The sequence below is a fragment of the Paenibacillus thiaminolyticus genome, assembly GCF_003591545.1.
Classification (GTDB): domain Bacteria; phylum Bacillota; class Bacilli; order Paenibacillales; family Paenibacillaceae; genus Paenibacillus_B; species Paenibacillus_B thiaminolyticus_A.
This window is the reverse complement of the sequence record NZ_QYZD01000019.1, coordinates 1-13,567: the sequence shown is the minus strand read 5'-3', so window position 1 is coordinate 13,567 and position 13,567 is coordinate 1. Positions and strand designations below refer to the sequence as shown.

Annotated in this window: 14 protein-coding genes; 10 read left to right on the top strand and 4 right to left on the bottom strand. The window is 54.7% G+C overall.

What is annotated here, in order from left to right:
• Positions 1-70 precede the first annotated feature (70 nt).
• Complete coding sequence (locus DQX05_RS19130) at positions 71-1,282, bottom strand: MGDG synthase family glycosyltransferase (RefSeq protein WP_259392109.1); 1,212 nt, start codon at positions 1,280-1,282, stop codon at positions 71-73.
• A gap of 57 nt (positions 1,283-1,339) precedes the next feature.
• Entirely contained in the window at positions 1,340-1,867 is a 528-nt protein-coding gene (locus tag DQX05_RS19125; RefSeq protein ID WP_397335738.1) for a phosphatase PAP2 family protein, read from the bottom strand.
• A 741-nt stretch (positions 1,868-2,608) separates the two neighbouring features.
• Between DQX05_RS19125 and DQX05_RS19120 the strand changes: the two genes are divergently transcribed.
• From DQX05_RS19120 to rplT, 4 genes are all read left to right on the top strand, one after another.
• Complete coding sequence (locus DQX05_RS19120) at positions 2,609-3,850, top strand: glycosyltransferase family 2 protein (RefSeq protein WP_119795087.1); 1,242 nt, start codon at positions 2,609-2,611, stop codon at positions 3,848-3,850.
• Positions 3,851-4,150: 300 nt separating this feature from the next.
• Positions 4,151-4,648, top strand: coding sequence for a translation initiation factor IF-3 (gene infC, locus DQX05_RS19115; protein ID WP_115057834.1), 498 nt, complete (start codon positions 4,151-4,153; stop codon positions 4,646-4,648).
• A gap of 66 nt (positions 4,649-4,714) precedes the next feature.
• Positions 4,715-4,915: a 50S ribosomal protein L35 gene (gene rpmI, locus DQX05_RS19110; RefSeq protein WP_006677982.1), complete on the top strand. Its 201-nt coding sequence runs from the start codon at positions 4,715-4,717 to the stop codon at positions 4,913-4,915.
• 37 nt (positions 4,916-4,952) lie between these two features.
• Positions 4,953-5,312, top strand: coding sequence for a 50S ribosomal protein L20 (gene rplT / locus DQX05_RS19105; RefSeq protein WP_006284825.1), 360 nt, complete (start codon positions 4,953-4,955; stop codon positions 5,310-5,312).
• A gap of 100 nt (positions 5,313-5,412) precedes the next feature.
• On the opposite strand, the gene DQX05_RS19100 is transcribed toward rplT, so the two are convergent.
• On the bottom strand, positions 5,413-5,961 hold the full coding sequence (locus tag DQX05_RS19100; protein ID WP_119795086.1) for an acyl-CoA thioesterase: 549 nt from the start codon (positions 5,959-5,961) through the stop codon (positions 5,413-5,415).
• A 285-nt stretch (positions 5,962-6,246) separates the two neighbouring features.
• Between DQX05_RS19100 and DQX05_RS19095 the strand changes: the two genes are divergently transcribed.
• Positions 6,247-7,311 carry a nucleoid-associated protein gene (locus tag DQX05_RS19095; protein WP_119795085.1) on the top strand — a complete coding sequence of 355 codons (1,065 nt, stop codon included), beginning with the start codon at positions 6,247-6,249 and terminating at the stop codon, positions 7,309-7,311.
• A gap of 142 nt (positions 7,312-7,453) precedes the next feature.
• Positions 7,454-7,747 carry a 50S ribosomal protein L33 gene (locus DQX05_RS19090; RefSeq protein ID WP_119795084.1) on the top strand — a complete coding sequence of 98 codons (294 nt, stop codon included), beginning with the start codon at positions 7,454-7,456 and terminating at the stop codon, positions 7,745-7,747.
• Positions 7,748-7,865: 118 nt separating this feature from the next.
• Here DQX05_RS19090 and DQX05_RS19085 read toward each other — a convergent pair whose 3' ends face one another.
• Positions 7,866-8,315 carry a GNAT family N-acetyltransferase gene (locus tag DQX05_RS19085; protein ID WP_119795083.1) on the bottom strand — a complete coding sequence of 150 codons (450 nt, stop codon included), beginning with the start codon at positions 8,313-8,315 and terminating at the stop codon, positions 7,866-7,868.
• A 726-nt stretch (positions 8,316-9,041) separates the two neighbouring features.
• Between DQX05_RS19085 and ilvB the strand changes: the two genes are divergently transcribed.
• The 4 genes from ilvB to DQX05_RS19065 all read left to right on the top strand — a co-directional run.
• Entirely contained in the window at positions 9,042-10,787 is a 1,746-nt protein-coding gene (ilvB, locus tag DQX05_RS19080) for a biosynthetic-type acetolactate synthase large subunit (protein ID WP_119795082.1), read from the top strand.
• Positions 10,784-11,284, top strand: a complete 501-nt coding sequence (gene ilvN, locus DQX05_RS19075) for an acetolactate synthase small subunit (RefSeq protein ID WP_119795081.1) — start codon at positions 10,784-10,786, stop codon at positions 11,282-11,284. The genes ilvB and ilvN overlap by 4 nt, the downstream gene beginning before the upstream one ends.
• A gap of 187 nt (positions 11,285-11,471) precedes the next feature.
• Complete coding sequence (ilvC, locus tag DQX05_RS19070; protein WP_119795080.1) at positions 11,472-12,464, top strand: ketol-acid reductoisomerase; 993 nt, start codon at positions 11,472-11,474, stop codon at positions 12,462-12,464.
• Between the two features lie 169 nt (positions 12,465-12,633).
• A partial coding sequence (locus tag DQX05_RS19065) for a 2-isopropylmalate synthase (protein ID WP_147385207.1) occupies positions 12,634-13,567 on the top strand: 934 nt, incomplete at its 3' end.

Genomic DNA, 13,567 nt, shown 5'->3' with positions numbered 1-13,567 from the left:
CAAAGCCCGGTCCTGGACGCGAGTTCAGACCCGGGCGGGGAATAAGTGTATTCAATTAAGAAATGACAAGTCAGGCTGAGGAGCTGCCGGTGGGCGGCTGCTCGTATAGCATCCTCAATATGGCGTCGGCGCACGCCTTCGGATGATACCGCGAGGCGTTCAGCTCGAATTCGCGCCGGCGCGAGGCGACCTCCTCATAGTGATAGGCCAGCTTGTTCATCCAGTTCGTTATCGTATGGGCGCTCTCGATCGGTTCACCGTATCCTTTTTCTGCAAAATAATGCAAATTCACTTCTTCTTGGCCTGGCAACGGTTCGTAGAACAGCATCGGAATGCCCTTCGCCATCGCTTCGGTGCAGGTCATTCCGCCCGGCTTCGTGATGAGCAGGTCGGATACGTCCATCAGTTGATCGATTTGTTGCGTGTAGCCGATGAGACGGATGTTCTCATGGCGGAATCTCGGGGTGTCCAGCAGGCGCTGGCGGAGCTTCTCATTGTCGCCGATGCAGAACAGGAACTGGATGTCATTGCGCCAACGGGTCAGAAGTTCGCTGGAGCAGCTCGGGTCAATGAGTCCCCAACCGCCGCCCATGACGAGGACGGTCGGGATCTCCTTCAGGCCGAAGCGCCGGCGGATGGCCGCCTTCGTCTTCCGGTCATGCGTCTCCCAGAACTTCGGATGAACGGGGATGCCGGTCACCTGGATGCGTTCGGCCGGAACGCCATGGGATTCCAGCTTCGCCTGCACTTCGGGTGTCGATACGAGATAACGGCATACCCCGGGGCTGACCCAGGTAGCATGCGCATCATAATCGGTGATGACCGTGCAGAGCGGCACATTCAGGCCCAGCCGGCGCAGCCGCGAGATGACGGCATTCGGAATCGGATGCGTGCATACGATCATATCCGGCCTCAGCTGGCGCATGACCGTCATCGCCTGCGTATAGAAGACGCGATGAAGCGCCATCGTGGTCAGCCGGTTCAATGATTTGTTATATTGGGTCCTGTACATGAAGCCGACCAGTCTAGGCTGCACGGTGACGGTCTTGCGGTAAGCCTCGATAATGAGCGGAGCCGTCCGCGGATTCAAAAAGCTGCCCAGCTCAATCACGCGCGTCTGCACATGCGGGGACAGCTTCCGGAGACTGACGGCCAGGGCGTGCGCGGCCTGAGTGTGCCCGGCTCCGAAGCGCTCCGACAGGACGAGAATCCGCTTCTTGCCTTCGTTATCGTGCGTAAAAGCGAAGCCTGCCGGTACGGACCATGTGACAGGTTCCTCCATGTTGGTCACCCTTCTATCCTAAGTAGTGTTACTGCTTGGTTGACGAACCCGCCTCCATTATGTCCAGAAGGAAACCGTGCCTATGGCCGCCCCGGTTCCGAGCAAGGCCCCGGCCAGGCAATCAGAAGGATAATGAAGGCCAAGATACATCCGGGACATCGCCACGATCAAGGCGACGGGAAGCAGTGCCCAGGTTAGAATCGGAAAAGCCATCATAATCGGCATAACGATCGAAAAGATGGCCGTCGTATGTCCCGACGGGAATGAATGGTCGATGAGCGGCTTGCGAAATGTTCGTATACCGGGCAGCGCCAGATGGGGGCGAACCCGCGGGTACCATTTTTTAATAAGGAAAACAGGAATATGGCTTACAGCCAGCGCAACCAGACACTGCCAGCCAATCCGGCTCCAAGGGTCAGGCGCGAACAGGCCGAGGATAAGCGAGAATGCGATCGTGAATGTCGCTCCTCCGAGATGAGTCATTGTATAGAGCACCAAGTTCATCCAGTGATGATGAAGACGCTGATTAATCCACAGAAACAACTGCCGTTCACGGTATCCAAGCCACGCGATAACACGGGTCAACATGTTACCCCTCCGTTATGCGATAGATTTTGATGCAATCGTAACAACTTTACATTAACAGAAGATAAGGAATTTGTGAATTTTTGATGTGCCCTTCCCTGGGACTGACAAACATACTTAATCATATTTATATTTGTGCATGATTTCAATCTCATTTGGGAAGACGCGTACAGACCAACGGCGAAGCTTGACGAAAGATGTTCCATCCTCCCGTTCCGTCTTTTCTGTCCGTAGGACGTTTCTCCTGATTGCGGCGGCAGCGCCTGACGGATGTTTCACTTTCGAACGCTAAGGGTAACATGGTGATAGTTGCATGTCAGCCTTGGCAGGTTGATTTTGGACAGCAACCTTTGCGCGGGCGGTTACGTTATTATATGATGGAGGCGTATGCCCATGCGGTCCAAGGGAAGGCGGAATGCCTCTATGGTCGGGTTCGTTATCTTTTTTTGACGAAATGGGGGTCCAAAGCCATAATTTCTTAGCATTTGGACGAAAATAAAGAAAATACCCCGTTAGAGCCCGAACGCCTGCCATTTCATGTTCATTCTTGCATGAAAATGAAGCAAATAACGTATGAAAGCCAATAATAGGCTTTTGACAAACGGATGCAAACGTTAGAAAATCGGGATCGACCGTTTTCTGCCGGGGTAAACATGACAGAGGCATGCCATGAAAAACAAAGAAAAGGCGTGCTTACAGAAAAAGTGAAATATCATCAGGGGTTAAAAGGGGGACACCAACATGGTGGATAAGTTATTTATCGGCTTGCAGGTGTTGTTGGCCGCGCTCGGGGTGTATCAATTCACCTTGTCGCTGTTCGGCATTTACCGAGAAAAGAAACGACAAGCCTACGACCCGCAGAAATCGTTCGCCGTCATTGTGGCCGCACATAACGAGGAAGCGGTAATTGGAGCGCTGGTCGAGAACTTGAAGCAGCTTGACTATCCGGAGGAAATGTATGACATCTTTGTCATTTGCGATAACTGTACCGACAACACGGCGGACATCGTAAGAGAGCATGGCGTGACGGCATGCGAGCGCCACAATCCTCATCAGCGAGGCAAAGGCTATGCCATTGAATGGATGCTGAATAATCTGTGGGAGATGCCGCGCCAATACGATGCGGTCGTCATGCTCGACGCGGACAATCTGGTCAGCATGGACTTCCTGCTCGAAATGAACAATGATCTCTGCTCCGGCGCGCGCGTCATCCAGGGCTATATCGATACAAAGAACCCGCATGACTCGTGGATTACGGCCGCTTATGGGGTCACTTACTGGTACTGCAACCGGCTGTGGCAGCTGTCCCGCAAAAATCTGAAGCTGGCGAACTTCCTCGGCGGAACCGGTATGTGCTTCGAGAGCCAGCTGCTGAAGGATATGGGCTGGGGCGCGACAAGCCTGGTCGAGGACCTGGAATTCACGGCGCGCTGCGTCATGAACGGCATCAATCCGGTGTTGAATTACAATGCGCGCGTATTCGACGAGAAGCCGTTGACGTTCAAGGCGTCGGCACGCCAGCGTCTTCGCTGGATGCAGGGCCACTTTACGGTGGCGCGCCGCTATTTCTTCCCGCTGCTCTGGAAGAGCATCAAGGAGCGCAATATGGCGAAGTTCGATATGGCGCTCTATACGATTACGGTATACACTGTGCTGCTGACGTTTCTTATGACCGCTTTCTTGTGGGTGGATGCGGCGATTTTCAACGGGCCGAATGTAGCTACGTTCTTTGAATATTTGCCGTCATGGGTGACGGTGGTGTCGTTGGTGCTGACGTGCAGCGTGTTCGTGCTGGCGCTCGTACTGGAGGGTGTCAAGTCATGGCGCATCTACGCGTCGCTCATTACGTTCCCTATTTATCTGCTGTCCTGGTGGCCGATTACGTTCTATGCATTCTTCACGCAGAACAACAAAGTATGGAGCCATACCGAGCATACGCGGGTCGTGCGCTTGGAGGAAATGCAGGGCAAGCAGGTATCCTGATTCGGGATTATCCTGGAGCGGAAAGAATGTCTTGACAATGAATCCGCAAGAGTGATATAGTAATTGAGTGTTCAAATTGCATATGATTTTGATTAAGCAGGAGCGCCCGCTTCTCACCTGTCCGACGTAGGTTGGCTGGTTCTGACGATTTGCCGCGTTGGCAGTGTTTCACATGATGATAATTATCTATGTGAGGGATGTGGGCTCTTGAGCCCGCATCCCTTTTTGCATACAATAGAAGTTTGCAAGAGCGAAGTGGGAATTCGATTATGGAGGTGGCACACCATTAGCAAAGATCATTTGGTTAACGAGGAGATTCGTGCGAAGGAAGTTCGACTAGTCGGCCCGGAAGGCGAGCAGATCGGCATCAAGCCGTACCGCGAAGCGCTGCAGATGGCTTACGATGCGAACATGGACCTAGTGAATGTGGCTCCGCAGGCGAAGCCGCCCGTATGCCGGATTATGGACTACGGCAAGTTCCGCTATGAGCAGCAGAAGAAAGAGAAAGAAGCGCGCAAGAATCAGAAGACGGTCGATATCAAGGAAGTCTGGTTCCGCGCGAACATTGACGAGCATGATTTCCAGACGAAGCTGCGCAACGTCTTGAAGTTCCTGCGTGAAGGCGATAAGGTTAAATGCTCGGTCCGCTTCCGCGGCCGTGAGATTGCTCACGCCGCTATCGGCAAGAAGGTTCTTGACCGTGTTCTCGTCGAGGCGAACGAACTGTGCATCGTAGAACGCGTTCCGAAGCTGGAAGGCCGCAGCATGATTATGATTTTGGCGCCGAAGAGCACCTAAGCGACCTGCCGCGCTGGAGAAGGCGGCGGGATGGATGAACACCGAACTTGAGGAGGATAATTGATTATGCCTAAGATGAAAACGCATAGCAGCTTGAAGGGCCGCTTCAAAATTACGGGTACTGGTAAAGTGCGTCGCTACAAAGCGTACCGCAACCATTTGCTTTCCCATAAATCGCAACGCCAAAAGCGCAACCTGGCAACAAGCCCAGTGATGGCAGCAGGCGACGTTAACCGCATGAAGCAGCAATTGAAAAACTTGAAATAAGCAATTCGGAGACATCGAATCGGGAGGTTAATACGAAATGGCACGAGTAAAAGGCGGATTTACGACACGTCGTCGTCATAAGAAAGTATTGAAACTGGCAAAGGGATACTTCGGTTCCAAACACCGCATCTTCAAAACAGCGAACGAGCAAGTGATGAAATCGTTGCTGTATGCATACCGCGATCGCCGTCAACGGAAACGTGACTTCCGTAAGCTGTGGATCGCCCGCATCAACGCGGCTGCTCGCATGAACGGACTGTCCTACAGCAAAATGATGCACGGCTTGAAGCTGGCAGGCGTGGACATCAACCGCAAAATGCTGGCTGACATGGCAGTTAACGATGCCAATGCATTCAGCTCTCTTGCAGCGGTAGCCAAAGAAAAAGTAAACGCGTAAGCTGGATTCATATAAAGCGCCGCATCGCCGGGAACGGTAGTGCGGCGTTCGTTATAAGACAAGCCCTGGTTGCGAGCAACCGGGGCTTTTTGCCATGGAGCTATTCCCAATATTTGCGGGTCGACAGCTGGCTGGCGAGCTGCTTGCTTCCCGCCCGTCTCTTCTTCCGCAGCTCTGCCCGCTCCTGCGCCGATTCGTGAAGCAGCTTCTCTTCCTCGGAGTCGGGGATGACAGGCGGCACGATCAACGGCGTGCCATGCTCATCCACCGCCACGAATGTCAGGAAGGAGGTCGCCGCGATGGCGCGCTCGCCGGAGAACAGATTCTCCGAGACGACCTTGACGAATACTTCCATGCTTGTTCGTCCCGTCCAGGTGACATACGATTCCAGACAGACGGAATCGGACTGTAGTATCGGACGCAGGAAATCAACCGAATCGGTCGAAGCGGTTATGACGTTGTACCGGCAATGCCGCACGGCCGAGATGGAGGCCAATTCGTCGATGGCGCTCATCAGCTTGCCGCCGAAGAGGGAATCATGGTTATTGACATCGTTCGGAAATACGCGGCTCGTCTTGAACACGCGGGATTCACGGCATAGCTTAGGGGCAAGTCCGGATTGATGAACATCCGTATCAGCTTTCTTCACACTCAATCGTCCTTTCCATGCAACAGCTCTTCCGCACGAATGCGGGGCAGCCTGGACGGCTGCCGCTTCTCATCCTACTTATTGTACTCCAGAGCGGGGGATAAGCCAACTCAATGCCAAGGCAAACACCCGTATCCCGAGGCGGATCAGAGCCCTAGGTCTGGTCTGGCGCGACAAGAGAAAATGCGGCGGCATGCCATGGAGGATTGCCTTCGGTTTCGGTTTTCATCGGCGCGTATTTTCGATACAATAGAGAGATGCGACTTCGAGAAAAGAGGGAATGTAATGATCGATTTATCCAAAGCGGAAATCCAGCAAATGGTTGTCCATCAGGTCGGAAGCAAAGCCCGCGAAGAGGGGGTTCGCGTCTCTCACGCGCTGTATGACGTGCCGAGCGACGAAGTGAAGGCGACGCTGATGAAGTACTTCATTTCCGGCTTCAAATTCGACGCCTTCTACCGCTTCCATCATGAGGCCGAGCTGCCGTTGAATGAGGTATACACCTACGTGAGCCGCATGTTTCAGCAGGCGAACTCCTTTCACGAGCAGTCCGTTCATTTGCTGAATCATCTGTACGAGCAATCCTCCCATCCGCAGATTAAGCCGGGGGAACTGTATGTCGTTCATTTGAACAACATTTTGTACAACAACTTCAGCATCGACGCCATCGGTATCATGAAATCGGAGCATAAGGATATCTTTTTGCAGGTGCAGGAGAGCAATCCGGAAGAGCTTCAGGTCAGCATCCAGGAAGGAACGAACATACGCAAGCTAGACAAGGGCTGTCTCATTCTCAACGTGCGCGCGGAAGCGGGCTATTCTGTCGGCATCGTCGATACTTCGGCAGGCAAGAACAACGAAGCGGCCCGCTATTGGCAGGAAGATTTTTTGAATGTGCGGCTGCTGGAGGACGAGCATTATTTGACGGATAAATATATCGAAATGTGCACGCATTTCTACGAGGATGTCATCGCCGCCTCGGCGGAGGAACCGCCGGAAAAGAAAGAAAAGCTGGAGTTCATTCACCATACGATGGAGTACTTCGCCAAGCACGAGCAGTTCGAGGAGGAAGCCTTTGCCGAGGAGGTTATCGTGCAGCCGGAGATCGTGCCGATCTTCAAGGCGTACAAGGAGACCTACGAGGAAGCGAATGAGCTGCCTCCGCTGAATGAATTTCCGATCTCCCAGGCTGCCTTGAAAAAGGCGAAGCGAACGTATAAAAATAATATCCGGACCGATACGGGAGTCGAGCTGAAGCTGAAGAGCGACAGCTTCGCTTACGTGGAGAAGGGCTTCGATGAAGAGCGGGGCATGCATTACTATAAAGTTTTCTATAACGAGGAAGAGTAGATTCGCGGCTGGTGACAGCGCAAGATGAAGAGCAGATTAAGAGCTTGCGAGACCCAGATTTGAGAAGGAAGGGCCATCATACAGACGGGAAGGGGCTGGTTAGAATACCTTGTATGGAATCAAACGTGAAGGAGGGATTCGCATGCATGGTGTTACGAAAGCTCAGGCTTCCAAGCTTGTCGGGAAACGGATATATGCGCTGCACAAAAACGGCTCTGTCGTGTCCGGCAAACTGATTCGCATTTCCGGCAACCGGCTTATAATGGCGCAACCGAAGGGCAAGAAAGTAAGAACGAAAGCAATCATTCCGTTAGTTCTGTTCGACCTTTTGGCTATTGGCACGGCCCCATTCGCTTTTGGGGGATTCCCTTACGGGGGATACGGAGGTTACGGAGGATACGGGTTTGGAGGCTATCCGTACGGTCGCTTCTGGTAATCGAATCCGGCCAACCAACCATCACATCCAAGACGAGCGGGCCACATGAGGATATGGGAGCGGAGAGCCTGGGGGGACCCCAGGCTTTCATGCTGCCGCCGGACGGATTGGAAGCGTCTCAGCGCCTGTCCAGCGGCTTCTCCATCTCGTGGCAGGAGATCAGCTGAATATACTGTTTGATTCTGTAGCCATGCCGTTCATAGAAGCGCTGCGCGGCCCCGTTGCCTTGATCTACATAGACGCGGGAGAGGCGGCAGCGCTGCATGCGCCCGTACCGTTCCGCCCGTTCCAGAAGTGCGGAGCCGCATCCTTTGCCTTGGGCGGCGCTGCTGACGGCGAGCAGATCAATCAGCAGGATGTCGTTCTTGGCTAGGACCAGTATGAAGCCGACGGCCTGATTTCTGCGGTTCGTTGCGACATAGGTGACGCCGTTCCGAAGCCGAACCGGAATATCCTTCAGCACCTGGCTCTCTTCCCAGGCGAGGTTGGAATGGGGGACTAATTCCTCCAAAATAAGGCGTCGGATGATGCGGTCATCGGAAGCGGGACGCCGAAGCCGGATGTTCATGCCCGATTCCTCCTTTGCTGCATCGCGAATGATGTATTATATGTGCCGCCCTCGTTTCCGGTGCCGATTTCGAATCCCTTCCGAGCCCTCGCAGAACTACGAATGAAGCAACGGTTCAAAAACGTTATAGTACGGAAAAAAGCCGAGGTTTCTGCCGATTTTAGGGATTTTATCAAGCTGTGCTGTCATTTTGCCGGATGACCGCTTTCCAAAATTTTTTGATCCCGCCTCTTGACTCCTGCATATCGTAGGAATATAATGTTTCTAAACATTTGAAAGACATTGACCATATTTTAGAACGGCAATGAAGAGGACGAAGCATAAGGGCCCTTATGAACAGAGAGCGCATGGAAGTCTTGCTGAGACCGGCGCCATAATCCCTTATAGGCGAGCTCACCTCGGAGCTGTTCTTCTGAACGGATATCAGGCCATGGCCGGATATGTCAGTAGGGGGAATCGTCAGGCGCGCGTTAGGCGTCCAGAGTATGCGCTGTCCGTACCCGTCATGGATAACGGTATCGGCGTATACTTGCAGAGATTTCACATCGCGAGATGTGGAATGAACATGGGTGGTACCACGGAAGCACAACCTTTCGTCCCTTAGGCAGCTGGCAAGCTGCGGGGGCGGAAGGTTTTTTTGTTGTATTACAAGCCTGGCCAGGCACAACACACCATGACAACCAAGCCCGATTGGAAATCGACAAGGATGCGTAAGGAGGATGGCAAATGAGCACACATCAAGCGACAATGCGCTCAACCGATGAATTAAAAGAAAAATGGATGAAGCCTGAAGTGATTACAGGCTCCGAAATTTTGCTTCGCAGCTTGTTGTTGGAAGGTGTGGAGTGCGTATTCGGCTATCCGGGCGGTGCCGTGCTCTACATCTACGACGCGATGCACGGCCGCGAGGATTTCCATCATGTCCTGACCCGGCATGAGCAAGGCGCCATTCACGCCGCCGACGGTTATGCGCGGGCAAGCGGCAAGGTCGGCGTCTGCATCGCGACATCGGGTCCCGGTGCAACGAACCTGGTCACAGGCATCGCTACGGCATATATGGATTCGGTTCCGCTCGTCGTCATTACCGGCAATGTAGCGACGACGTTTATCGGAACAGACGCCTTCCAGGAGGCGGATATTACCGGCATCACGATGCCGATTACGAAGCACAGCTATCTGGTGCGGAATGTGGAGGACCTGCCGCGGGTCATTCATGAAGCGTTCCACATCGCGAATACAGGCCGCAAGGGGCCGGTGCTTATCGATATTCCGAAGGACGTATCCGCAGCCACAACCTTGTTCCAGCCGGTGACGGAAGTGAATATTCGCGGGTATCACCCGACCGTCCAGCCGAACAAGTATCAGGTGGATAAGATGCTGAAGGCCATCGCGGAAGCGGAGGCGCCCGTCATTCTGGCCGGAGCCGGCGTCATCCATTCCGGCGCGCATGAGGAATTGCTTGAGTTCGTAACCAAGACGAAGATTCCGGTGACGACGACTTTGCTCGGACTCGGCGGCTTCCCGAGCGGGAACGAATTGTGGATGGGCATGCCCGGCATGCATGGAACGTACACGTCGAACATGGCGATACAGCAAGCGGACCTGCTAATCAATATCGGCGCCCGCTTCGATGACCGCGTAACGATGAAGCTGAATGGATTCGCTCCGAAGGCGAAGATTGTGCATATTGACATCGACCCGGCCGAGATTGGCAAAAATGTGCCGACAGACATTCCGATTGTGGGCGATATTAAGTCGACACTTCAATTGGCTAATGCTACGGCGGTTCACAACGATAAAGCAGATGCGTGGCGCGAGCAGGTACAGAAATGGAAGGCGGAGAAGCCGCTGGCGTTCATCGACTCCGATGCGGAGCTGAAGCCGCAATGGGTCATCCAGATGATCAATGATACGACCCAAGGCAATGCGATCGTGACGACGGACGTCGGCCAGCATCAGATGTGGACAGCTCAGTACTATCGCTTCAACCACCCGCGCTCCTGGATTACATCCGGCGGCCTCGGCACGATGGGCTTCGGCTTCCCGTCCGCGATCGGCGCGCAGATGGCGTGCCCGGATCGGACCGTCGTCTCGATCAATGGCGACGGGGGGATGCAGATGTGCGCGCAGGAGCTCGCCATTTGCGCCATCCACAACATCCCGGTCAAGGTGGCCATCATCAACAACCGGGTGCTCGGCATGGTGCGTCAATGGCAGGAGCTCATCTACGATAACCGGTACAGCCATATCGATTTGGCAGGCAGTCCGGATTTCGTCAAGCTGGCGGAAGCATACGGCGTGCGCGGCTTCCGGGCCACGACGAAGGAAGAAGCGGAGCAAGCCTGGACGGAGGCGTTGAATACGCCTGGGCCGGCCGTCGTCGAATTCGTCGTACGCAAGTACGAGAACGTCTACCCGATGGTAACCCAGGGCTGCACCATTGACCAAATGATAATGGGGGATTGCGAATGAAACCGATGAAGCACACCATCGCCGTCATCGTCAACGATCAGCCTGGCGTATTGCAGCGCGTGTCCGGCTTGTTCGGCCGTCGCGGATTCAACATTGACAGCATTACGGTAGGAGCCTCGGAGGAAGAAGGCCTCTCCCGCATGGTCATCGTGACGACGGGCGACGAGCATACGCTGGAGCAAGTAGAGAAGCAGTTGTATAAGATTATCGATGTTATCAAAGTTGTCGATTTGAGCTCTCAACCGATGGTGTCCCGCGAACTGGCCTTGATCAAGGTCAAGGCGGAGCCGCGGGAGCGTCCGGAGATTCTCGGCATCGTCGAGACGTTCCGCGCGACGGTGGTCGATATCGGACCGGGCACGATCATCGTTCAAGTCGTGGGCGAGTCCCAGAAAATCGAAGCGATGGTCGAGCTGCTGAGGCCTTACGGCATCCGCGAGATCAGCCGCACCGGCGTGACGGCGATGGTTCGCGGGCAGACGACAGACGGGAAGTAACCGGTACCGCTGTGCAGCATCGGGCCGGCCATGCGCCGGCCCCGGACATTCCCCGAATGAGGGGGTCTCTCAGGGGATAAGTCAGGCAGAACCGGAACGAGCAATTGTCCCTTGAAATACCCTCATTCATTCGGGGTTGATTATTATCTCACTTTATTAATAGGAAGAAAGAGGAGGACTCATACTAATGGCAGTTACTATGTATTACGAACAAGACGCAGATCAAAGTGTATTGCAGGGCAAGACGATTGCAGTTATCGGCTACGGCAGCCAAGGGCATGCTCAAGCGCAAAACCTGCGCGACAGCGGACTTCAGGTTGTCATCGGGCTTCGTGAAGGCAAATCGGCCGACAAAGCGCGCAACGACGGCTTCGAAGTGTTGAGCGTTGGCGAGGCGACCAGCCGCGCGGATCTCGTGCAAATCCTCATGCCGGATGAGACGCAGGCGGCCGTATACCATGCGGAAATCGCGCCGAATCTGAAAAAAGGCGCTGCCTTGATGTTCTCCCACGGCTTCAACGTACACTTTGGCCAAATCGTCGCGCCGAAGGAGAATGACGTGCTCCTCGTGGCTCCGAAGTCGCCAGGACATCTCGTTCGCCGCACGTATGTCGAAGGCTTCGGCGTACCGGGCCTCATCGCGATCGAGCAAGATGCGACAGGCAATGCGAAGGCTATCGGTCTGGCCTATGCCAAAGGCATTGGCTGCACACGCGCAGGCGTAATCGAGACTTCCTTCAAGGAAGAGACCGAGACGGACCTGTTTGGCGAGCAAGCGGTATTGTGCGGCGGCGTCAGCGCGCTGATCAAAGCCGGCTTCGAGACGCTCGTTGAAGCGGGCTATTCCCCGGAGATGGCGTACTTCGAGTGCTTGCATGAAATGAAGCTCATCGTCGATCTGATCTATGAAGGAGGTTTTGCGACGATGCGCGATTCCATCAGCAACACGGCGGAATACGGTGACTATGTAACCGGACCTCGCATCGTGACCGACGAGACGAAGAAAGCGATGAAGGAAGTATTGTCCGATATTCAGCAGGGCAAATTCGCGCGCGACTTCATCCTGGAGAATAAAGCGGATCGTCCGTTCCTGACAGCGACCCGCCGCAACGAAGCGAACCATCCGATCGAAGTGGTCGGTGGCCAGCTTCGCGAGATGATGCACTGGATCAAGAAGTAATCATGTGAATTGCGCCAGCCGGGCCGGACATGCGGCAGGCCGCGGACTATATAGGCTGGAAGGCGATATCGCACAGCGCCCGCCCGTCGTCAAGGCGGGGTGGGGCGCTGTTCTTTTATGTGCATACACTGGAATAGTAATATGGCGAGAGACTAACGGAGGTGCAGCGATGCGTAAAATTTATATTTTTGACACGACGTTAAGAGACGGGGAGCAATCTCCGGGCGTGAACTTGAATACGAAGGAGAAGCTCGAGATCGCCTACCAATTGGAGCGCCTCGGTGTCGACCGCATCGAAGCGGGGTTTCCTGCGGCATCTCCGGGTGATTCGGCCGCGGTGGGAGCCGTCGCCGCCGCAGTGAAGAATGCGACGATCATCGGGCTGTCGCGGGCGCGGACGCAGGACATCGATGCGGCCTACAAAGCATTGAAGAACGCGCAGGATCCGTGTCTGCACCTGTTCCTTGCTTCTTCGCCGATTCACCGCAAGCATAAGCTGCGCATGGAGAAGGAGCAGGTGCTGGAGACGGCCGAGGCGGCGATTCGTTACGCGAAGAAATATTTCCCGAAGGTAGAGTTCTCACCGGAGGACGCCGGGCGGACCGAGCTCGACTTCCTCTGCCAAGTGACCGAGATGGCGATTCGCGCCGGCGCGACGGTCGTCAACATTCCGGATACAGTCGGTTATTTGACGCCGTATGAGTACGGCAACATCTTCAAGACGCTGAAGGAGAATGTTCCGGGCATCGAGAAGATTCAGCTTAGCGCGCATTGCCATGACGATCTCGGCATGGCGACGGCGAATGCCCTCGCGGCGGTGCTGAATGGGGCCGAACAGATCGAAGGCACGATCAACGGCATCGGCGAGCGTGCGGGCAATACGGCCCTGGAAGAGGTGGCCTTGGCGCTCGAGACGCGGCAAGACTTCTATCAGGCGAAGACGTCGCTTGTCCTGAGCGAGATTGCGCGCACGAGCCGCCTGGTCAGCAAGCTGACGGGGATGATCGTGCCGGGGAACAAGGCGATCGTCGGCGCCAATGCGTTCGCCCATGAATCGGGCATTCACCAGGATGGCATGCTGAAGGAGAAGACGACATACGAGA